Source organism: Kribbella sp. NPDC051936 (assembly GCF_040680955.1).
Taxonomy (GTDB): Bacteria; Actinomycetota; Actinomycetes; order Propionibacteriales; family Kribbellaceae; genus Kribbella.
In genome coordinates this window covers 89089-109239 of sequence record NZ_JBFAXS010000006.1, presented here as the reverse complement: position 1 = coordinate 109239, position 20151 = coordinate 89089, and the positions used below count along the sequence as shown (strand labels likewise).

Below are 20151 nucleotides of genomic sequence, written 5' to 3'. Positions count from 1 at the left end.
GGAGTCGCGACATTCAGCACAGCGACCGGAGCGACGAGGGAAGGGCGGGAGTTACAGCCCCGTGACCCGCCGCGCCGGAGGCGTGGCATCAGCACAGTCATTCAGGGACCGTATCAACCGATTTCATCTGAGAGTGATGGAAATGTTGTCGATGAGACGGGTCAGGCCGACGCGGGCGGCGATCAGCATCCGGGCCTCGCCCGGGCCGATCACCGGGCCGAGATCGGGGGCCCGCAGCGCGAGATAGTCGATCTTCACCGACGGCACCGCCTCGAGCTCGGCCTGTGCGGCGGCCATCACCGCGTCCGGCCCGTTCATCCCGGCCTTCGCGCCGGCGCTCAGTGCCCGGTACAGCACCAGGGCCTCGTCACGCTCGGTCTCGCTCAGGTACCGGTTGCGTGAGGAGAGCGCGAGACCGTCCGCCTCCCGCACGGTCGGCACCGGCACGATGTCCACGTCCATGTCGAGGTCGCAGACCATCTCGCGGATCAGCGTCAGCTGCTGGTAGTCCTTCTCGCCGAACAGCGCCAGGTCCGGCGCCGTGAGGTGCAGCAGCTTCGACACCACGGTCAGTACGCCGGAGAAGTGACCGGGCCGGAACACACCCTCCAGCTCGTCCGCCAACGGACCGGGGTGCACGGTGATCGACGGCTCGTTCGGGTACAGCTCGTCGCGGGACGGGTTGAAGACCAGGTCGACGCCCTCGTTCTTCGCGATCGCCAGGTCGCTGGCCAGCGTCCGCGGGTACCGGTCGAAGTCCTCGGTCGGCCCGAACTGCAACGGGTTCACGAAGATCGTCAGGACCACGCTGCCGTCCGGTCCGACCCGTTCGCGCGCCTCGGCCAGCAACGCGGCATGGCCGTCGTGCAGAGCCCCCATGGTCATCACGACCGCGCGCGGCCGGATCGCGGCTGCCGCCCGCAGCTCGGCTTTGGTCTGGGTGAGTCTCATCGAGGTGCCTCCCCTGTCCGATCTGCCTGGTGCCCGTCCAGTACCTCGGTCAATCGGCGGACCGTCTCCGCGTCCAGCCGGCCGTCCGCCGCGGCCAGCTCGACCGTCGCGCGGGCCAGCTCGGCGTACGTGCTCGCGATCCTGCGCTGCGTGCTGCTCCCGGTACTGCCTCGCAGTGCTTCCAGATGTGCTGCCACCGTGTCGGCATCGCCCCGGGCGATCGGCCCGGTGAGCGCATGATGACCGGATCGCAGCGTGTTGTCGAGGGTTGCGGCCAGCAGGGGGCGCAGTGTCGCCGCCGGATCCGACACGCCGGCCTCCCGCAGTACGGCGACCGCCTGCGTGACCAGCGTGGTCAGGTGGTTCGCGCCGTGGACGAGACCCGCGTGGTACCGCGCACGCTGCTCGTCGGGGACCCACTGCACCTGCGCGCCCAGCACCTTCACCAGACGCTCGACGAGCGACCGGGCGGCGTCCGGGGCGGTCGCGGTGAACATGACCCCGTCCAGCTGCACCGGGCCGCCGGAAAAGGTCATCGAGGGGTGCAGCGCGACCGGTGTCGCGGCGAGGCCGGCCAGTGGGGCCAGACCGTGCGCTCCGGACAGATGAACGACGTACTGCGCGCTGGTCAGCGGCAGTGTGTGCGCCACGTCGCGGATCAGGTCGTCCGGTACGGCGACCAGGACGACGTCCGCGCTCCTGGTGACCTCGTCGGGGGTCAGCACGGGCACAGCGGGCAGAAGGCGGGCGGCGCGTTCCCGGGACGCGTCCGACCGCGCGGTGACTCCGACCAACCGATGTCCGGCTGCCGCCATGGCTGCTCCCAAGGCGGTCCCGGCCCGGCCGGCTCCGATCAAGCCGATCCGTTCCATCACTCACTCTCTTCTCGTTCCAGTCCCGCAGCGGGGTACCAGACGATCTACCTGTCAGGGTAGGTGATGAGAGCATGGCGCGGTGAGTGATGCATGGGCAGCTGGCACCGAATTGACGGCGATTCTGATCACAGTCCCGGAGCTCGCGGCGGCCACGGACCGCTGGCGCTCGGTGTCCCGGTCGACGGCGCGGCCGCAGGTCCCGCTGACCGAGCTGATCCCGCCGCACGTGACCGTGCTGGTGCCGTGGGTCGCCGAGCCCACCGACTCCGACGTGGACCGGCTCCGGTCGGCCGTGGCGGCCATCGAACCGTTCGAGCTCAGCTTCCCGACGGCCGGCCAGTTCCCGAACGGTACGGCGTGGCTGCGCCCGGAGCCGTTCGACACGGTGCGCTCGATCCTGCTGTCCGTGGTCGCCGCGTTCCCCGAGTGCCCGCCGTACGGTGGTGAGTTCCCGGACCCGCATCCGCACCTGACGATCTCGTCGTCCGCGCAGGGCGGCCCGGCCGTGGTCGCCGAGGCGAACGCCGCGCTGGCCGCGGCCCCGGCGCCGACCGTGCAGTTGACCGAGCTGGGGCTGTGGCGGGAGGACGCTGCCGGTGTGTGGGGCCAGATCGGTGCCGTGCCGCTGGGTTCCGGATGACCGAGACGTACTGCGCGGCCTGGGAACGGGCGCTCTACGGCCCTGACGGCTTCTACCGCCGGGAGCGCCCGTCCGCCCATTTCCGTACGTCGGTGCACGCGTCCGCGCTCTTCGGACAGGCGATCGCACGGCTGGCTCGTCGGCTCGAGGTCACCACGGTCGTCGACATCGGCGCCGGCTCCGGCGAACTGGGCCAGGTCCTGCGTGCCGAGGGCCTGAAGGTCCTGGACATGGAGCTCGACGACGCGCTGCCCGACCGCCTGCACGGCCTGGTGGTCGCGAACGAGTGGCTCGACAACGTCCCGTGCGAGGTCGTCGAGTGGGACGACGAGGGCCTTCCCCGCTATCTCCTCGCCGACCTGACCCCAGGGCCGGTTGTAGAAGGCAACGATCTCCGCTGGCTCGAGAAGTGGTGGCCAGGCGAGCCTGGTGATCGGGCCGAGGTCGGAGTCCCTCGCGATCAGTCCTGGGCCGACGTGGTCAGTCGCCTCACTGCGGGAAGTCTCGCGATCGCCATCGACTACGGGCACGTCAAGGCGTCCAGACCGCCGTACGGGACCCTGACCGGCTTCCGCGACGGACGGGAATGCGACCCGGCACCCGACGGGACCTGCGACATCACCGCGCACGTGGCGCTCGACTCGCTCGGCGGCATCATCCTGAGCCAGCGTGACGCCCTGCGCGCGCTGGGTGTCAGCGGGGCCCGCCCGAGCCTGGAGCTGGCTCAGACGGACGCCAGGCGCTACCTGTCCGAGCTGTCGTCAGCAGGTGAGGCGGCCGAGTTGCTCGACCCGGCTGGACTCGGCGGGTTCGGCTGGGTCTGGACCGCGGCGGACGCGGCCACCGTACGGCGTGCCTCGCGCGCCCTGTCCGCCTGAGCCTCCACAAGCGCCGCAGCCTCCACCTGATCGCGGTGCAGTGCCGTGGCGTCCGTCGGCCCCAGCGGCGTGTCCACGTGGACGTTCGCCAGCCCGAGACGCCGCTGCAGCGGCCCCTGCTCCAGCCGGACCGACTGCGTCTTGTGGTGCAGCACGATCGACGTACGGCGGCTCACCCAGCCACGCGTGGTGACCATGACCTGCCCGTCGACGCCGTACGCCAAGAACCGCCAGCCGATCGGCCGCAGCCATTTTGCGCGCTCCGGAGCCGGGTGCATCTGGATGCGGCTCAGATCGAGGCCAGGCAGTACGCGGGCGAGTACGTACGCCACCTCGGCGCGCTCACCCACCGGCAGCAACTGTGCACCCTCGAGCAGGTCGTCGCCGTCCTCCCGCTGGCCGGCGACGCCGGCGATGTCCAGCTCGACGCGCGACCAGCCGAGCAACCGCCAGATCAGCGGCTCGGTGATCAGCAGGCCCTGCACCCGGCCAGGCGGAACGGTCTGCCGCTGGACGTCGAACAGGCCGCGCTTGGTCCGCAGTCCATGGCTGGACTCCGACAGCGTGAACCCGTGGTTCCCCACGACCTGCTTCCAGATCGGCTGCACGACACCCAGCAACAGCGGTAGACCGGCCCACAGACCGATGTGGAAGTCCAGCACCATCGTCGCGACGATCAGCCAGATCAGTGCACCGGCACTGGCGACGACCGTGGACGACAACAGCGTCGCACCGAGCAGGCGGCTCGTCGGAACGGTCAGCAGCGGCGGAGCCACCGCCTCGGCCTGCTGCTCGTGGGCCTGCTGTTCGGCGGCCTGCTCTCCCTTGGCCCGGACCAGCAGGATGGTGCGGAGCTGCTGCGCCTCCTCGTACCGGAAGAAGCTCAGCTTCCCGTCGCTCTTGCCGCCGCCGGCCACGTCCATCCGCAGCTCGGCCATGCCGAACAAGCGGGCGACGAACGGCTGCGCCACGTCGATCGCCTGGATCCGGTCGAAGCGGATGATCCGGGTCCGGCGGAACAGGAACCCGCTGTCGACCCGGATCGCCTCGGCGGTCAGCTGCCACTTGGTGAACCACCAGGACAGTGCGCCGAGCAGGATGCCGCCCACGAGTACGGCGGCCAGTCCGATACCCGCGATCGTCAGGTTGGTCCGCAGGCCCTCGTTGTTGACCAGCGCGAAGGCCGCGACGACGAAGTACCCCCAGCCCTTGACGAAGGGGGTGAGCGGGTGAAGCCGTTGTCCGACGACCTCGGCGGTCTGCTCGGTCACAGGCCCCACGCCTGCGCCTGGCCGAGGGCGGACAAGCGGTCACGCAGCCGGCCGGCCTCGTCCGGGTGCAGCCCCGGGATCTTCGCGTCGGTCGCCGGCGTCGCCGTGTGCAGCTCCACGGTGGCCATCCCGTACGCACGCTCCAGCGGCCCGGCCGTCACGTCCACGAACTGCATCCGGCCGTACGGTACGACGACCAGCTCGCGGAACATCACCCCGTGACTGACCAGCAGCTCGTCCTCGCGTTCGGCGTACCTCCAGGACCGCTGGTTGCGGCCGATCAGCACCCAAGTCCAGCCGAGGGCCAGCACGATCACCACGACCGCGAGCAGGCCGTACTGCCAGCCCACCGTCAGTCCGAGCGCGAGCAGTGCCGCGATCGCGGCCAGGCCGGCGACGATCGCCGCGTTCAGCCGCCGCAGCGTGGCCAGCTTCGGCGAGACCGGCGTCCAGCTGACATCGGAGGGTGCGAAGAGGTCGTCCACAGGTAAAGCCTGTCACGATAGTGGTCATGAGTACGGAACGAGTCGTGGGAGTCGGAGCGGGATCCGCCGGATTCGACCCTGCCTACGAGCGGGGCGGGACCGGGAGCGGTTCGGAGCTGGCCACCACCGACATGGTGCTCAACATCGGGCCCCAGCACCCGGCGACGCACGGCGTGCTGCGCCTGCGGCTGACCCTCGACGGTGAGCGGATCGTCGGCTGCGAGCCGATCATCGGCTACATGCACCGCGGCGCGGAGAAGCTGTTCGAGGTCCGCGACTACCGGCAGATCATCGTCCTGGCGAACCGGCACGACTGGCTGTCGGCGTTCGCGAACGAGCTCGGCGTGGTGCACGCGGTCGAGCGGATGATGGGCCTCGAGGTTCCCGTCCGGGCCGTCTGGCTGCGGACCCTGCTGGCCGAGCTGAACCGGGTCCTGAACCACCTGATGTTCCTCGGCTCGTACCCGCTGGAGCTCGGCGCGATCACGCCGGTGTTCTACGCGTTCCGCGAGCGGGAGACGATCCAGGCGGTGATGGAGGAGCTGTCCGGCGGCCGGATGCATTACATGTTCAACCGGGTCGGCGGCCTCAAGGAGGACCTGCCGTACGGCTGGCTCGGCCGCGCGGCCGCCGCCTCCGCCGCGGTCCGCACCCGGCTGCCCGACATCGAGGAGATCATCCTCGGCAACGAGATCTTCCGCGCGCGCACCGTCGGCGTCGGCAAGCTCTCCCCGGAACTGGTCGCGCAGTACGGCGTCTCCGGCCCGATCGCCCGCGCCTCCGGCGTGGACGCCGACCTGCGCCGCGACGAGCCCTACCTGGCGTACGGCGAGCTGCAGGACGTGCTGCGCGTCGTGACCCGCCCCGAGGGCGACTGCTTCGCGCGCTTCGCCGTCCTGCTCGACCAGGTGAAGGTCTCGCTGGACCTGGTCGACGCCTGCCTCGACAAGCTGTCGACGCTGCCCGCCGGACCGGTCAACGTCCGGCTGCCGAAGATCCTGAAGGTCCCCGAGGGCCAGACCTACGCCTGGACCGAGAGCCCGCTCGGCATCAACGGCTACTACCTGGTCTCCCGCGGCGACAAGACCCCGTGGCGGCTGAAGCTCCGCTCGGCCAGCTTCAACAACATCTCCGCACTGCCCGCCCTGCTCCCCGGCACGATGATCCCCGACATGATCGCGATCCTCGGCAGCTTGTTCTTCGTCGTCGGCGACATCGACAAGTAACGCCCGTCAGACGTCGCGCCGGGCCACCGGTGGGCGATGGGCGGCGGCGATCAACTGCACGAGCCGGGCCACCGGCAGCGGCTTCCCCGGATCGGGGTGCTGCTTCGCCTTGGACAGGTACGGCGTCACGTACGCGGCCGTCTCCGGTTCGAATCGCCAGCTCTCGCTCAGCGGACCGACGTCGACCACGTCGAACCCGAGCATCCGGATCAGGTCCGTGGCCGCGGCCTTCGCGTCCGCGTCGTCGCCGGCGATCGGCAGCGCGCTGCGATCCGGCGCGTCGGCCGGCCTGGCCAGTGTCACGATGTTCCGCGCGGCGATGTTGTTGAACGCCTTCACCGTGTGGGCTTCGGGCAACCGTTCCTGCAGGAGCTGCGCCGTCGTCACCACCTCGCGGTCGAGCCGGTCGATCCGGCCGTCACGCCGCGGGTAGTAGTTCATCGTGTCCAGCACGACCTTGCCCGCGAACGGCGCCACCGGCAGCTCGGCGTACCGTCCGAGCGGGATGCTCACCAGGACCCAGTCCCCCGCCCGCGCGGCCTCGTCGACGGTCCCGGCCCGGATGCCGAGGGTGCGGGCCTTGTCCACCAGGCTCTCCGGACCGCGCGAGTTCGCCATCACCACGTCGAGGCCTGCGCCGACGGCGAGCCACGCCACCACCGACCCGATGTTGCCGCTGCCGATGACCCCGAGCGTCGCCACGGTGCCTCACTGACCTCGCGGCGCGGTGAGTAGGTCCTGCAGCGGTTCGCGGATGCCGTCGGCGACCGCGAAGACGCCGCGGGACTCCGGCGAGTGGCCGGTGCCGTCGAGGTCCAGCACGGTGACGCCGGCCTCGCGGCAGATCGCCACGCCGGCCATCGTGTCCCAGGGCTTGTTGGAGAACATGATCAGCGCGTCGAAGTACCCGTTCGCCGTCCAGGTCAGCGCGGTGGCCGCCGTACCGATCATCCGGAGGCGCTGCACGCGCGGGTACAGCCGCTGGGTGAGGGCGATCCGGTCCGCGTTCACCTGGTCCGCGTCCGGCCCGACGGCATAGTCGCCGACGGCAACCAACGCGTCGGACAGGTCGGTGCACTCGCTGCCCCGGATCGGCTTCCCGTCGCGGGTCGCGCCCAGCCCCTCGGCGGCCGCGTACGTCGCACCGAGCGCCGGGTGGTCGATCACGCCCGCGACGGCGCGGCCCTCGTGGATCAGGCCGAGCGAGATCGCCCACAGCGGTACGCCGTGAATGAAGTTCACCGTGCCGTCGACCGGGTCCAGCACCCAGCGGGTGCCGTCGGTGGCGCCGCCCTCCTCCTCGCCCAGCACGCCGATTTCCGGCGTCTCCCGCTCGAGGAAGGCCCGCACCTCCCGCTCCACCGCGAAATCCACCTCGGAGGCCATGTCCCGGTCCCCTTTGACCGTCAGCTCCCCCGGCGCCATCCGCTCGGTCACCTCCCGCCCACGCTCGACGGCAGCTTGGCCAACCTTCAACAGCTTCGCAAGATCCACACCCACGAACCTACGCGACGTGCGCCCACCCACCCCGCGCCATCTCAGTGGTTCACCCCGCAAACGGCCCCTTCACACCTCGCCTGCGGCGCAGGAACGGGCATGCCAGACGGTTAACCCCTCAAATGGCCCGGGCGGGCGGCGGCTGGGGCAGGCGGTTGTGGGTCAGGCGATTCCGAGGGCGCGGCGCCTGCGGCGCCAGGCGGCGGCCGCCGCTGCTCCGCCGATGGCCAGTGCGCCGACGGCGGCTGCCTTGCCGAACTGGATCGGGCAGCCGGACGCGCATTCCGGGATTTCGTACGGCTGGCCGGGGTTCAGCTCGTGGGTCTCGTCGGCGGAGACGTACGCCTCGTCGGCCGGGAACGGGAAGCCCTCGGGGTTCAGCAGGCGGTACCAGTACAGGTCGTCCCAGGCCTTGCGCCGGCACGTCACGTTCACCGACGGCGACTCGTACGGCGTCGGCCCCAGCTGGCCGATCGGCAGATGGTCCTCGTTGTAGACCGTGACGTGCCCGTTCGGGTCGTTCATCGTCACAGCCGGATAGCGTGCGTCCAGCCCCATACACCGCAGTATGGGGGCGGACTCAGGACGCGGCCAGGCCTCGGAGCTTGAGGTCCACGACGGTCGGCGCGTCGGCCTGCGAGTGCTTGTCGCCGGCGGCCACGACGGTCGCGACCTCCTGGTCGATCTTGTCGAGCCGCTGGTCGATCTTGTCCAGCCGGCGCTGCATCAGGTCGACGAACTCCGCGTTCTCGACCACGCGCGCGCTGGTGATCCGCGAGTACTCCTGCGCGACCTGTGCGCGCTCGTCGGAGTGGGCGAGCCGCTCGACCAGCAACTGGTGGCGGAACAGGAAGGCAGCAGCGATCGCGACCAGAGCTGCACCGACTGCGGCGGCCCGGAGGATCCAGGCATTCTGCGAGAAAAGCGCGATACTCACGCCCAGGCAGACAACGATCAGCGATGCGTTGGCAACGGTGAGAACTGTGGTCCTGGTTCGACGGCGGCTACCCCTTGACCCCATGGGTCGTCATGTTAAGGGGTCTCGTCGGGGTCCTCGGGAATCCGACACGCGCGTTCGAGCAACAATCCGGCCGTGACGACCAGCACCGAGATCACCGCCGCTGCTCCGGCCATGATCACCCGGTTACGGGGCCCCGAAGAGCCCATCGCTTGCAGGAAGCTTAACGCGAACCCTGCGTACACACCGGTGCACAACGCGCCGACAAACGCGCTCGCCTTGCCGATCATCAACAGGAAGACCGCACGCGACGGTTCGATCCGCTCCCGGCGCACCTGGATCCGCTGATGCGTGTTGCGCGCAGCGGCGAACAGCAACGCGGCCAGGAACGCCCAGGCGATCAGCGTCAGCCACGACACCGCGGGCGCGACCCCGCCGCCGGACTCGATCGCCTTCACCAGCGTGACGCCGACCGCGACACCGAGAACGGCGATTGCGACCAGCAGCCGCCGTGACGTCGGCCGCACCGAACCCGGAGGCGGGCCCTGACTGTCGTCCCGGGGCGCCCGGCCGGGCTCGGTACCGCCGGACACCACTACTGCAGCTCGATGTCGAGCTTGGTCACGCCGTCGGTTCCGACCTTGGCGAGCAACTCCGCGACCGGGCCGTGGCCCGGCAGGACGGCGTCCCGCTCGATGTCGAGCCAGGGCGCCAGCACGAACGCACGCTCGTGCGCCCGCGGGTGCGGGATGGTCAGTTCCTCGGTCTCGATCGTCTTCTGCCCGTAGGTGATCAGGTCGACGTCGAGGGTCCGCGGCGCGCCCGGGACACTGCGCTCCCGGCCGAACGCCTGCTCGACCGCGTGTGCCCGCTCCAGCAGCAGATCGACGGCCAGCGTGGTGTCCGCGAGCAGGACGATGTTCAGGTACGGACCGGACTCGTCCGGGCCGCCCACGGGTTCGGTCTCGTACACCGGCGAGACCTCGACCACCACGACGTCCGGGGTGTCCCGCAGCGCGTCGACCGCGCCCTGCAGGTTCGCCTCACGGTCGCCGAGATTGCTGCCGAGCGACAGGATCACCTGGCGGATCGGCTTCAGGCCGCCGCTCAGGGTGTCCGCGTCGATGACGTGGGGACTAGGGGTCTCAGTCACGAGGATTCTCCGGCTCTGCGCTGCACGGTCAGGACAACGTCGTCGAACGGCACCGTGATCGGCGCCGAGGGTTTGTGGATGGTGACCGCCGTCGCTGTCACCCGCTCGTCGGCGAGACAGAGGTCGGCGATCCGCTGGGCGAGGGTCTCGATCAGGTCCACCGGGTCGGTCTCGATCGCCTGGTGCACCCGCTCGGCCACCACCCCGTAGTTCACGGTGTCGGCCAGGGCGTCGGAAGCCGCCGCGGGCCGGGTGTCCAGCTCCAGCCGGACGTCCACGACGAACTCCTGCCCGTCGGCCCGCTCGTGGTCGAACACCCCGTGGCGCCCGAACCCTCGGATGCCACGGATCTCGATCACATCAGGAGGACATGTGGGATTACTCATCCGCGTCCTCGCTTCGCTGCGGGCGCGGATGAGGCACGAGGCGCACAGTGCTTGATGGTGACCTCGCTCCGCTCGCTCACGGCGCCTCCTCCTGTGGGCCCCCAGACGACAGTACCGGTGAGGCATGGTGGATCCACAACCGCCAGCCGCTGGAAGTTCTGCGGAAGACGTTGGTCGCGAGCGCCTTCCCGCCCGCGAACCCCTCCTCCGGGGCGCCCTCGCCGGACGACAGCACGTTCTCCGTACACGTGACGTAGGCCACGTCGCCGTCCACCCGCACCTGCACGTCGGTGAGGAAGAACTGGATGTACGGCGTGTTCGCGAAGATCATCGCCCAGGCCCGCATCATCTCGGCGTACCCGGAAATGGCCGCGTTTCCGGGATGGATGCACACCGGGTCCGGCTCCGGCAGCCAGACGGCCGCCATCAGGTCCAGGTCGCCCGCCTCGAACGCGTTGTAGAAGGCGGTGTTGGCCTGCAGCACGACGTCCTCCACCGTGGCGCCGGCCGACCCCTTGGGCGCGCCGTCCTGCCGCGGTCCGTCCGTCATACGGTTCCCCATCTCTTCGCCACCCGGACCGCGTCCGCGTTCGGTGCCACCGCGTGGGCCCGGACACACCAGGCACCCGCGGCGGCGGCCAGGGCGGATACGGCCACGCTCGCGTCGTCTCGTCGTACGGCCGGTCTGGGTTCACCGGTCTGCTCGTCGGCGAGCAGCCTACCGAGGAACGTCTTCCGGGACGCACCGATCAGCAACGGTCTTTCCAGGACGGCGAATTCCCGCAACCGGCGAAGAATCTCCCAGTTGTGCTCCGCGTTCTTCGCGAAACCGAGGCCGGGGTCGAGGGCGACCCGGTTCAGGTCGATGCCCGCGCGGCTGATCACGTCGAGGCGTTCGCCCAGCTCGGCGATCACCTCCGCGACCACGTCGGCGTACTCGGCCTTGTTCTGCATGTCGATCGAGTGCCCGCGCCAGTGCATGCACAGGTACGGCGTGCGGCGCTCGGCGACCAGCGGGAGCATGTCCGGATCGGCCTGCCCGCCGGACACGTCGTTGATCATCGTGGCGCCGGCGTCGAGGGCCAGCTCGGCGACGTTCGCCCGCATGGTGTCGACCGAGATGATCGCGCCTTCCGCGGCGAGGGTCTCGACGACCGGGATCACCCGGCGGATCTCCTCCTTCGGCGACGGCCGGACCGCACCCGGGCGGGTCGACTCACCACCCACGTCCAGCAGGTCGGCGCCCTCGGCCAGCAACTCCCGGCCGTGCTTGATCGCGGCACTCGGCTCGAACCACTCGCCGCCGTCCGAGAACGAGTCCGGTGTCACGTTCACCACACCCATGACGAGGCACCGGTCCAGGACCGGCAACCCGTCGACGTGACCCCACGGCGCAGTTCTCACCCACACACCGTAGTAGCCCCCGCCCCCAACCGGACAACCAGCCGCGTTTCCCCTCCCCAACCCATTTGACTGGCTACCCAGCCACCTGGTGGGTTCTGCACCCTCATTCCGGGTGACAAACCCCCCATTTCGCTGGGTAGCCAGCGAAATTGGGGTGCGTCAGTCGGCGAGGATCAGGCGGGACTTCGTCGCTTGGAGGACCGGTGCGATGGGTTGTGCGTACGACTCGTTGGTCTGGCCGTACTTCTCCAGGCACTTCCCGTCGATCAGGGCCGCGCCGCTGGTGATGCCCTGCGCGTAGTTCCCGGTCATGCTGGCGCCGCCGGAGTCGCCCGCCTCGACGCAGGCGGTGTGCTGGAACAGCCCGCGGACCACACGGTTGTTGCCGTAGTTGACCGTCACGTTCCGCGCGACGATCCGCCCGCAGGTCCACCCGGTGCTCTTGCCCGACTTGCACAGCGTCGAGCCGACGGTGGCGTCCGCGATCCCCTTGACCGCGACGTTGCCGTTGCCCCAGCCCTCGACGTACCCCTGCTGGTCCCAGCCCTCGATCACGCCGACGGACCCGAAGTCGTGGCCCGGGAAGCTCGAGGTGGAGGTGTTGCCGAGGATGTACCCGTTGCGGGAGAACGACGGCCGGCCGGACGTGCAGTGCCCCGCGGTCAGGAAGATCCGGTTGCCCTTGCGGGTCTTGGCGTTGAACCCGAGCGAGCACACGTACCCGGTGTTCTTGTCGACCTGGACGCCGCCGCGCAGGCTGAAGTCGTCCGCGGTCGGCCGGACCGAGCCGGACACCCGGCGGACCGTGACCCGGTCGCCGTTCGACTCGGCGCGGGCCAGGAAGCGGTTGGTGATCGAGTCGTGCGCGCTCCGCGGCACCGACACCACCACGGTCCCGGAGACCGGATCGACGTACCAGGACCGGACCTTGCCGGCGCTGGACCTGGTGGCGAGCCGGTTCAGCTCGCCCTGGACGGCGTTCAGCTGCCGGGCCGTGTACTTCACCAGGCGCGGGATCGCGCCGATCTGCCGGACCAGCTCGGCCGTCGACAGGTCCGAGACGGCGACGACCAGCTCGCCGCCCTCGTCGTAGTAGCTGCCCACGAAGCCCGCGTCCGAGCCGAGCTCGGACTGCAGGGTCTCGGCGATCAGCGGGTCCACGGTCGGCTTCGCGGCCTGATGACCGGCCTTGGCCCGCGTGTCCGCGGTGGCCCAGTTCGCCGCGACCAGTCCGCCTGCCGTCAGGACAGCGACCCCGGCCAATGCGGCGCCGACCCGGAAACGCCCCGACATCCTGTCCTCCTCACACCGGCAACTGGTCCCCGTTGGCCAGATGCCACTACGGAAAGTAAACGCTCAGCGACAGAATGTCCATAGTGCCGGTCTCTCAAACTTCAACGAGGTCACGGGTCCCGGGGCTACGGGCCGGCGGGCCTCAGCCGACGATCAGGCTCATCGCCTCGGCGCGGGTGACCGGGTTGCGGAGCTGGCCGCGGACGGCCGACGTGATCGTCTTCGCGCCCGGTTTCCGGACGCCGCGCATCGTCATGCACAGGTGCTCGCACTCGATCACCACGATCACGCCGCGAGGCTGCAGGATCTCGACCAGGGACTCGGCGATCTGCGTGGTCAGCCGTTCCTGGACCTGCGGCCGTTTCGCGTACACGTCGACCAGCCGGGCGAGCTTCGACAATCCGGTCACTCGGCCGTCCCGGCTCGGGATGTACCCGACGTGCGCGACCCCGGTGAACGGGACCAGGTGGTGCTCGCACAGGCTCCAGACCTCGATGTCCTTCACCAGGATCATCTCGTCGTGCTCGAGCGCGAACGTGGTCGTCAGCACGTCCTCGGCGCCCTGCCCGAGGCCGGCCGTGATCTCGGCGTACGAGCGGGCCACCCGGGCCGGTGTGTCCTGCAGACCCTCGCGGTCCGGGTCCTCGCCGATCGCGAGCAGCAGCTCGCGCACGGCCCGCTCCGCCCGCTGGTGGTCGAACTTCGGTGACGTCATCCCTGGAACGCTACCGGCACCGTGAACGGCGAACGCCGCCACCCGGACGGGTGGCGGCGTTCAGCTCACTGCTTGCTGGTCACTTGCTGGACGGCGGGGTCGGGCCGCTGCCGTACTCCGGCGGGCGGATCGCCTCGTCGGGGCCGACCGAACCGCCCGGCAGCACGTCGGACAGCGAACCGTTCTGCTCGGCGTGCGACCCGTTGACCGGCATCACCGGCGGCTGGTCGGACGGCACCCGGGTGGACGAGCCGGTCCAGGCCGGCCGCCGCTCCCGCTTGATCACCGGCTCGAACACGCGGGCGATCTGGTGCTTGTCCAGGGTCTCCTTCTCCAGCAGCTCCTCGACCAGGTGGTCCAGGACCGCCCGGTTCTCGACCAGGATGTCGAAGGCCTCCTGGTGCGCGTTCAGGATCAGCTTGCCGACCTCTTCGTCGACCGCGGCCGCGATCTCCTCGGAGTAGTTCCGCTGGCTGCCCAGGTCGCGGCCCAGGAACGGCTCGCTGCTGTCCTGGCCGAACTTGATCGCGCCGAGCCGCTCCGTCATGCCGTACTGCGTGACCATCGCCCGGGCCAGCGCGGTGGCCTTCTCGATGTCGTTGCTGGCGCCCGTGGTCGGGTCGTGGAAGACCATCTCCTCGGCCGCCCGGCCGCCGAGCATGTAGGCCAGCTTGTCGAGCATCTCGGAGCGCGTGGTCGAGTACTTGTCCTCGTCCGGCATCACCATCGTGTAGCCGAGCGCGCGGCCGCGCGGCAGGATCGTCACCTTCTGCACCGGGTCGGAGTGCGGCAGCGCCGCGGCGACCAGGGCGTGACCGCCCTCGTGGTACGCGGTGAGCACCTTCTCCTTGTCCGACATCAGGCGGGTCCGGCGCTGCGGGCCGGCGATGACGCGGTCGATGGCCTCGTCCAGCGCGCGGTTGTCGATCATCTGCGCGTTCGAGCGGGCGGTCAGCAGGGCCGCCTCGTTCAGCACGTTGGCCAGGTCGGCGCCGGTCATACCGGGCGTCCGGCGGGCGACCGCGGTGAGGTCGACGTCCTGCGCCATCGGCTTGCCGCGGGCGTGCACCTTGAGGATCTTCTGCCGGCCGGGCAGGTCCGGCGCGTCGACGGCGATCTGCCGGTCGAACCGGCCGGGCCGCAGCAGCGCCGGGTCGAGCACGTCGGGCCGGTTGGTGGCCGCGATCAGGATCACACCGCCGCGGACGTCGAAGCCGTCCATCTCGACCAGCAGCTGGTTCAGCGTCTGCTCGCGCTCGTCGTGACCGCCGCCGAGGCCCGCGCCGCGGTGCCGGCCGACGGCGTCGATCTCGTCGATGAACACGATCGCCGGCGCGTTGGTCTTGGCCTGCTCGAACAGGTCCCGGACCCGGGAGGCGCCGACACCGACGAACATCTCGACGAAGTCCGAACCGGAGATCGAGTAGAACGGCACGCCGGCCTCGCCCGCGACCGCACGGGCCAGCAGGGTCTTACCGGTACCGGGCTGGCCGTAGAGCAGCACGCCCTTCGGGATCTTGGCGCCGACGGCCTGGAACTTGCCCGGCTCCTGCAGGAACTCCTTGATCTCCTGGAGCTCCTCGATCGCCTCGTCGACGCCCGCGACGTCGGCGAACGTGGTCTTCGGGGTGTCCTTGGTGACCAGTTTGGCCTTCGACTTGGCGAAGCTCATCACCCGCGAGCCGCCGCCCTGCATCGAGTTCATCAAGAAGATGAACACGACCGCGATCAGCAGGAACGGGATCAGCGTGGAGAACACCTGGCCGATGAAGCTCGGCTTCGGGTTCTCGACGTCGTACCGCTCGATCTTGCCGTCCTGGAACAGCGTCTGCAGGTCGTTCCCGAGCGAGTTGCCCTGGCCGTCGACCCAGTGCGCCCGGAGCTTGGTGCCGTCGGTCTTCTCGACCCGGATCTCCTGGTCCGGGTCGATCAGCGTCACCGTCTTGATCGTCTTGTCGCTCGACGACTTGGCCTGCTGGATCAGCTGCACGACCTGGCCGGTCGGCTCGGTCTTGTACCCGGTCGAGCCGGTCAGGAGCTGCCCGATCACCAGCACGCCGAGGAAGGCGACGACGATCCAGAACAAGGGTCCGCGGAAGATGCGCTTCACGTCCATGATCGGGGCCTAGGCCCCGTCCCTCCTAGCTCGGCAGGCCCGGGTGTCGCGGGCTTGTGACGGTAATACCAGTCCAAGTGTCTCGTGCCGCACAAGACAACACAGCACGAGGGTCACCAATGGACAGTACGACCCGTTGTACAGGCCGTCACCAAGTCTGCCCGAAGCCTAGACCGGGGCGGTGGAGCGGGGAAGGTATCGGCGGAGCTCAGGAATAGACGTGCGGGGCGAGCGTGCCGACGCAGCGCAGGTTCCGGTACTTCTCGGCGTAGTCCAGCCCGTACCCGACGACGAACTCGTCCGGCAGCTCCAGGCCGACGTACTTCACCGGGACCCGCATCTTCGCCGCGTCGGGCTTCACGAACGCCGTGCACAGCTCCAGCGAGGCCGGCTTGCGTGACTCCAGGTTGCTGACCAGCCAGCTCAGCGTGAGACCGGTGTCGATGATGTCCTCGACGATCAGCACGTGCCGGTTGGTGATGTCGGTGTCCAGGTCCTTCTGGATCCGCACCACGCCTGACGACTTGGTCCCGGAGCCGTACGACGAGATGGCCATCCAGTCCATCTCCACGTGCCGGCTGAACGACCGGGCCAGGTCGGCCATCACCATCACCGCGCCGCGCAGGACGCCGACCAGCAGCAGGTCCTTGCCCTCGTAGTCGGCCTCGATCCGCGCTGCCAGCTCGCGCAGCTTCGCGAGGATCTGCTCCTCGGTGTAATGGATCTTGGTCAGGTCCTTCTCGATGTCCGCCGCATCCACGCGGCTCAGCCTGTCACATCCGGGCCGAGGATGATGAATCCGCCCTTGCGGATCGCCCGGACGCCCTGGGGCAGATCGATCCAGCGCTGGCCGCGCCAGTCGGTCACCAGCGCGTCGACCGATGCCACATGGCCGGCGGTCAGGTCGGTGGCGCGGCAACCGGCTTCGAGCGCGGCCTGCCGCAGGACCCGCGTCCGGATCGCGGCGGGTTGGTCCTCGAGTACGCCGACATCGCTGCGGACCTCTCCCTCGGCCCGGCTCAGCGCGGTCTCGGCCACGTCCGCGGCGAGCTGATCGAGCGCATCCGCGTCCGCCCGGAGCAGTCCCGCCGTACGGGCCAGCGCCTCGACCACACCGGGCCCCAGCGCCTCCTCCAGCACGGGCAGCACCTCGTGACGCACCCGGACCCGCGTGTACTGCGGGTCGTCGTTGTGCGGATCGTGCCACGGCCGCAGCCCCGACGCGATACACGCAGCAGCCGTAGTCGCCCGCGGCACCTCCAGGAACGGCCGCCGCAGCAACCCCACCGCCGGGGCCATCCCGGCCAAGGACCGCGCTCCCGACCCGCGGCCCAGCCCGAGCAGCACGGTCTCAGCCTGATCGTCACGCGTGTGGGCCAGCAGCACGACATCTGCGGCCAGCTCGTCCGCCACATCCCGCAGAGCGTCGTACCGAGCCGTCCGAGCAGCGCCCTCCGGACCGCCCTCGGTACCCACCTCGACCTCGCGGACGAGCACAGGGTCGAGCCCAAGCCCACGGCACTGCTCAGCGGCCGTCTCAGCGACGTGCGACGAGTCCGGCTGCAGCCCGTGGTCCACGATGACCGCCCCGGCCCGCAGACCGAGCTTGGGCGCCTCGAAGGCGGTCGCGGCCGCCAGCGCGAGCGAGTCCGTCCCGCCGGAGCAGGCGACCAGGACCGTCGTACCTTGCGGCAGCTCGGCCAGCGTGGCGCGGACTGCCTCCCTGGAACGGGCAACGGCCGGGTGCAGTTTCCCCCGGCGCTGCTCGACCAGGTGCTCAGCCGTGAAGTCGGGCGACCCAGGCATCGGGGTTCGCGATCTCGTTCTTGGTCGGCAACGTGTTCGGGCCGGTCCAGACCCGGTTGAAGCCCTCCATCCCGACCCGGTCGACCACCCGGCGGACGAACGCCGCGCCGTCCTTGTACTGCCGGAGCTTCGCGTCCAGCCCGAGCAGCCGCTTCAGCAGCTGGTCCACCGGGTTGCCGCTCGCGCGCCGCGACGAGAACTTGGACCGGATGGTGTCCACGGTCGGGATGACCGACGGCCCGACCCCGTCCATCACGAAGTCGGCGTGGCCCTCTAGCAACGACATCACTGCCGTCAGCCGGTCGAGCACGGCGCGCTGCTCCGGCGACTGCATCAGGTCCACCAGGCTGAGCTCGGCCTCACCACGCACCGACCTGCCCAGCCGCTGCACCGCCTCCCGGAACATGGCGGCGTACGCCGAGGCGTCCAGCTCGGCCTGGTCCAGGAACAGGGCGATCTCCGAGCGCAGGTGATCTCGCAACCAAGGCACCGCCGTGAACTGCACCCGGTGCGTCTCCTCGTGCAGACACACCCACAACCGGAAGTCCCGCGGTACGACGCCCAGCTCGGACTCCACGTGCATCACGTTCGGCGCCACCAGCAGCAGCCGACCGGTCAGACCGGGACGGTCCGGGTCGGGCTGCGCCGGGTAGAACGGGTCGAACTGGCCGAGCACCCGCGACGACAGGAAGGCCAGCAGCGCGCCGGCCTCGATCCCCGTCACCCGGGAACCGACCGCGGACGACAGGCCGGGAGTCCGGTCCGCCTTCTCGCGCAGCTTGTCCGCGAGCGGCTGCAGCACGGTCCGGAAACCGTCCGCGTTCGCCTGCACCCAGCCGGGCCGGTCGACGATCATCACCGGGGCCGTGGCCGAGGTGGCCTGCAGCCCGGTGAACTCGCGGACGTGGCCTTCGGACTCGGCCGCGAACTGACGCAGCTCGGCGACCACCTGGTCCGCCTCCGCGCGGCTGACCGCCGGCCCCGGGCGCAGCAACTTCCGCGCCACGCCGGTCGCCAGCTGCCAGTCGACCATCTCGGCCGTGGTCCCGCCTTCCGCCGTACTCATACAAAGACCCTAGTGGTATGTCCCAACATGCGCCCCCCGATCAGCAGCCGCAATTGGCCAGCGCGGCGGTCGCACGGTCCAGTGCGGCGCGGGCGTCCAGCGTCTTCGGGACCGGCACGCTGTCACTGGCGATCGCGAACACCAAGAGCGTGCCGGAGCGGTCACGGGCGTAACCAGCCAGGCTGTGGACCCCAGTGAGCGTTCCTGTCTTCGCGCGGACCATACCGGTCCCAGTGCCCGTCCCTGCGGTGGTGAATCGCTCCCGGAGGCTCCCGTTGAAGCCGGCCACCGGTAGACCGCTCAGGAGGTGCCGCAGCTCCGGGTGGTCCTTGGACACGGCGACCCGGACCGCGCCGGCGAGCAGGTCGAGCGGGACCTTGTTGGCGCGCGTCAGACCGCTGCCGTCGTAGATCCGGGCCTTGCTGACGTCCAGGCCGAGTTTGGTCAGCGTGGCGCGGAGGCCCTGGACGCCACCGGCGTAGGAGCCGCCGTTGCCGGTCGCGATGCCGACCTGCCGCAGCAGGACCTCGGCGCCGTCGTTGTCGCTGTGCAGGTTCACGTACTCGACGATCTGGCCGAGCGTCGGCGACTTGACCTGTGCGAGCGGCTTGGCAGCGGCGGGCGCCTTCGTGGCCTTGGTGGTCGCCGCAACCTTGATGCCGTACTGCTGCAGGAGCTTCTGGAAGGAGGTGGCGGCAGTCTGCGCCGGGGAGGTCGACCGCTTGGCCATGCCCGGCGACAGGCGTCCCTCGTTGACCCAGAGCGCCGAGGTCGGGGCGGCGATGCCCTCGGGGACGTAGTTCGCCTCCCAGTTCGCGTTGATCGCCGGCCCGGAGAACAGCGACGCGTCGTACCCGAGGGTCACCGAGGCGACGCCCTGAGCCTTCAGGGCCCTCGCCGTGCTCGCAGCCAAGGCCTGAAGGGTGGCGCGGGCCGGGAAGCCGTCGCTCGCGGAGGGCTTCGCGGCCAGCAGCGGGTCGCCGCCGCCGACCAGGACGATCGAGCCCTGGCCTGTGCTCACCACCTTGGTCGTGAAGGTGTGCTCCGGTCCGAGGTTCGCCAGCGCCGAGACCGTGGTCAGCAGCTTGAGCGTGGAGGCCGGTGTGTACGGCGTGGCGGCCCCGACCGAGAACACCGGCTTGCCGCGCGACGCGTCGTACACGTAGATGCCGTGGTGCGGGCCGAGCGACGGGTCCTTGAGGACCGCCGCGAGCGCCTTGCCGACGCCGGCCGCGGTCGGTGCGGCGCCTTCGGTGGTTGCCGGCACCAGAACGGCCGGTGCCTGCGCCGCGGCCTGCCGTGTGGTCTGCGCTGATCCGGGGACGGCGCGCGCGCTGCTCACCAGGCCGGCGCAGAGCGCCGTGGCGAGCAGCGTGACGAATGCCGCACGGGCAGGTCGGGCCACCGGGCTGCTCCTGTCATTCGGTCGGT

22 protein-coding genes and 1 pseudogene are annotated in these 20151 nt (G+C 70.2%); 3 read left to right on the top strand and 20 right to left on the bottom strand.

Annotation, left to right across the window (positions count from 1 at the left end):
- Nucleotides 1-123: 123 nt before the first annotated feature.
- Nucleotides 124-951 carry a pantoate--beta-alanine ligase gene (panC, locus tag AB0L64_RS21585; protein ID WP_355481933.1) on the bottom strand — a complete coding sequence of 276 codons (828 nt, stop codon included), beginning with the start codon at nucleotides 949-951 and terminating at the stop codon, nucleotides 124-126.
- Nucleotides 948-1823: a Rossmann-like and DUF2520 domain-containing protein gene (locus AB0L64_RS21580; RefSeq protein ID WP_363712565.1), complete on the bottom strand. Its 876-nt coding sequence runs from the start codon at nucleotides 1821-1823 to the stop codon at nucleotides 948-950. Before AB0L64_RS21580 ends, panC begins: the two co-directional genes overlap by 4 nt.
- A gap of 82 nt (nucleotides 1824-1905) precedes the next feature.
- Between AB0L64_RS21580 and AB0L64_RS21575 the strand changes: the two genes are divergently transcribed.
- The gene (locus AB0L64_RS21575; protein WP_363712563.1) at nucleotides 1906-2466 is read left to right on the top strand and encodes a 2'-5' RNA ligase family protein; all 561 of its coding nucleotides are present in this window, start codon (nucleotides 1906-1908) and stop codon (nucleotides 2464-2466) included.
- The gene (locus AB0L64_RS21570; protein ID WP_363712561.1) at nucleotides 2463-3344 is read left to right on the top strand and encodes an SAM-dependent methyltransferase; all 882 of its coding nucleotides are present in this window, start codon (nucleotides 2463-2465) and stop codon (nucleotides 3342-3344) included. The genes AB0L64_RS21575 and AB0L64_RS21570 overlap by 4 nt, the downstream gene beginning before the upstream one ends.
- Before the next feature lie 17 nt (nucleotides 3345-3361).
- Here AB0L64_RS21570 and AB0L64_RS21565 read toward each other — a convergent pair.
- Nucleotides 3362-4453 (bottom strand): annotated as a pseudogene (locus tag AB0L64_RS21565) (PH domain-containing protein); the annotation flags it as partial.
- A 158-nt stretch (nucleotides 4454-4611) separates the two neighbouring features.
- Entirely contained in the window at nucleotides 4612-5100 is a 489-nt protein-coding gene (locus AB0L64_RS21560) for a PH domain-containing protein (protein WP_363712559.1), read from the bottom strand.
- Nucleotides 5101-5126: 26 nt separating this feature from the next.
- Between AB0L64_RS21560 and AB0L64_RS21555 the strand changes: the two genes are divergently transcribed.
- Nucleotides 5127-6326: an NADH-quinone oxidoreductase subunit D gene (locus tag AB0L64_RS21555; RefSeq protein ID WP_363712557.1), complete on the top strand. Its 1200-nt coding sequence runs from the start codon at nucleotides 5127-5129 to the stop codon at nucleotides 6324-6326.
- Between the two features lie 6 nt (nucleotides 6327-6332).
- On the opposite strand, the gene AB0L64_RS21550 is transcribed toward AB0L64_RS21555, so the two are convergent.
- From AB0L64_RS21550 to dacB, 16 genes are all read right to left on the bottom strand, one after another.
- Nucleotides 6333-7028, bottom strand: a complete 696-nt coding sequence (locus tag AB0L64_RS21550; RefSeq protein WP_363712555.1) for an NAD(P)-binding domain-containing protein — start codon at nucleotides 7026-7028, stop codon at nucleotides 6333-6335.
- Nucleotides 7029-7034: 6 nt separating this feature from the next.
- Complete coding sequence (locus AB0L64_RS21545; RefSeq protein ID WP_363712553.1) at nucleotides 7035-7820, bottom strand: inositol monophosphatase family protein; 786 nt, start codon at nucleotides 7818-7820, stop codon at nucleotides 7035-7037.
- A gap of 165 nt (nucleotides 7821-7985) precedes the next feature.
- A complete protein-coding gene (locus AB0L64_RS21540; protein ID WP_363712551.1) occupies nucleotides 7986-8381 on the bottom strand; it encodes a hypothetical protein in 396 nt (131 codons plus the stop codon).
- Nucleotides 8382-8403: 22 nt separating this feature from the next.
- Complete coding sequence (locus AB0L64_RS21535; protein ID WP_355694798.1) at nucleotides 8404-8760, bottom strand: hypothetical protein; 357 nt, start codon at nucleotides 8758-8760, stop codon at nucleotides 8404-8406.
- A gap of 95 nt (nucleotides 8761-8855) precedes the next feature.
- Entirely contained in the window at nucleotides 8856-9308 is a 453-nt protein-coding gene (locus tag AB0L64_RS21530) for a DUF3180 domain-containing protein (RefSeq protein ID WP_363713491.1), read from the bottom strand.
- Between the two features lie 68 nt (nucleotides 9309-9376).
- Complete coding sequence (gene folK, locus AB0L64_RS21525; protein ID WP_355694802.1) at nucleotides 9377-9934, bottom strand: 2-amino-4-hydroxy-6-hydroxymethyldihydropteridine diphosphokinase; 558 nt, start codon at nucleotides 9932-9934, stop codon at nucleotides 9377-9379.
- Complete coding sequence (folB, locus tag AB0L64_RS21520; RefSeq protein WP_363712549.1) at nucleotides 9931-10320, bottom strand: dihydroneopterin aldolase; 390 nt, start codon at nucleotides 10318-10320, stop codon at nucleotides 9931-9933. The genes folK and folB overlap by 4 nt, the downstream gene beginning before the upstream one ends.
- Nucleotides 10321-10396: 76 nt before the next feature.
- Complete coding sequence (locus AB0L64_RS21515; protein ID WP_363712547.1) at nucleotides 10397-10870, bottom strand: nuclear transport factor 2 family protein; 474 nt, start codon at nucleotides 10868-10870, stop codon at nucleotides 10397-10399.
- Nucleotides 10867-11664 carry a dihydropteroate synthase gene (gene folP / locus AB0L64_RS21510; RefSeq protein WP_363713490.1) on the bottom strand — a complete coding sequence of 266 codons (798 nt, stop codon included), beginning with the start codon at nucleotides 11662-11664 and terminating at the stop codon, nucleotides 10867-10869. Before folP ends, AB0L64_RS21515 begins: the two co-directional genes overlap by 4 nt.
- Nucleotides 11665-11883: 219 nt before the next feature.
- On the bottom strand, nucleotides 11884-13017 hold the full coding sequence (locus AB0L64_RS21505) for a S1 family peptidase (protein WP_363712545.1): 1134 nt from the start codon (nucleotides 13015-13017) through the stop codon (nucleotides 11884-11886).
- A 142-nt stretch (nucleotides 13018-13159) separates the two neighbouring features.
- Entirely contained in the window at nucleotides 13160-13732 is a 573-nt protein-coding gene (gene folE, locus AB0L64_RS21500; protein ID WP_363712543.1) for a GTP cyclohydrolase I FolE, read from the bottom strand.
- A 79-nt stretch (nucleotides 13733-13811) separates the two neighbouring features.
- Nucleotides 13812-15848 (bottom strand): ATP-dependent zinc metalloprotease FtsH, encoded by a 2037-nt coding sequence (gene ftsH, locus AB0L64_RS21495; RefSeq protein ID WP_355694812.1) that lies wholly within the window; start codon nucleotides 15846-15848, stop codon nucleotides 13812-13814.
- Nucleotides 15849-16056: 208 nt separating this feature from the next.
- Entirely contained in the window at nucleotides 16057-16608 is a 552-nt protein-coding gene (hpt, locus tag AB0L64_RS21490; RefSeq protein ID WP_355481903.1) for a hypoxanthine phosphoribosyltransferase, read from the bottom strand.
- Between the two features lie 5 nt (nucleotides 16609-16613).
- The gene (gene tilS, locus AB0L64_RS21485; protein WP_363712540.1) at nucleotides 16614-17654 is read right to left on the bottom strand and encodes a tRNA lysidine(34) synthetase TilS; all 1041 of its coding nucleotides are present in this window, start codon (nucleotides 17652-17654) and stop codon (nucleotides 16614-16616) included.
- A complete protein-coding gene (locus AB0L64_RS21480; RefSeq protein ID WP_355481899.1) occupies nucleotides 17626-18720 on the bottom strand; it encodes a zinc-dependent metalloprotease in 1095 nt (364 codons plus the stop codon). Before AB0L64_RS21480 ends, tilS begins: the two co-directional genes overlap by 29 nt.
- A 40-nt stretch (nucleotides 18721-18760) precedes the next feature.
- On the bottom strand, nucleotides 18761-20125 hold the full coding sequence (gene dacB / locus AB0L64_RS21475) for a D-alanyl-D-alanine carboxypeptidase/D-alanyl-D-alanine-endopeptidase (RefSeq protein WP_363712537.1): 1365 nt from the start codon (nucleotides 20123-20125) through the stop codon (nucleotides 18761-18763).
- Nucleotides 20126-20151 lie beyond the last annotated feature (26 nt).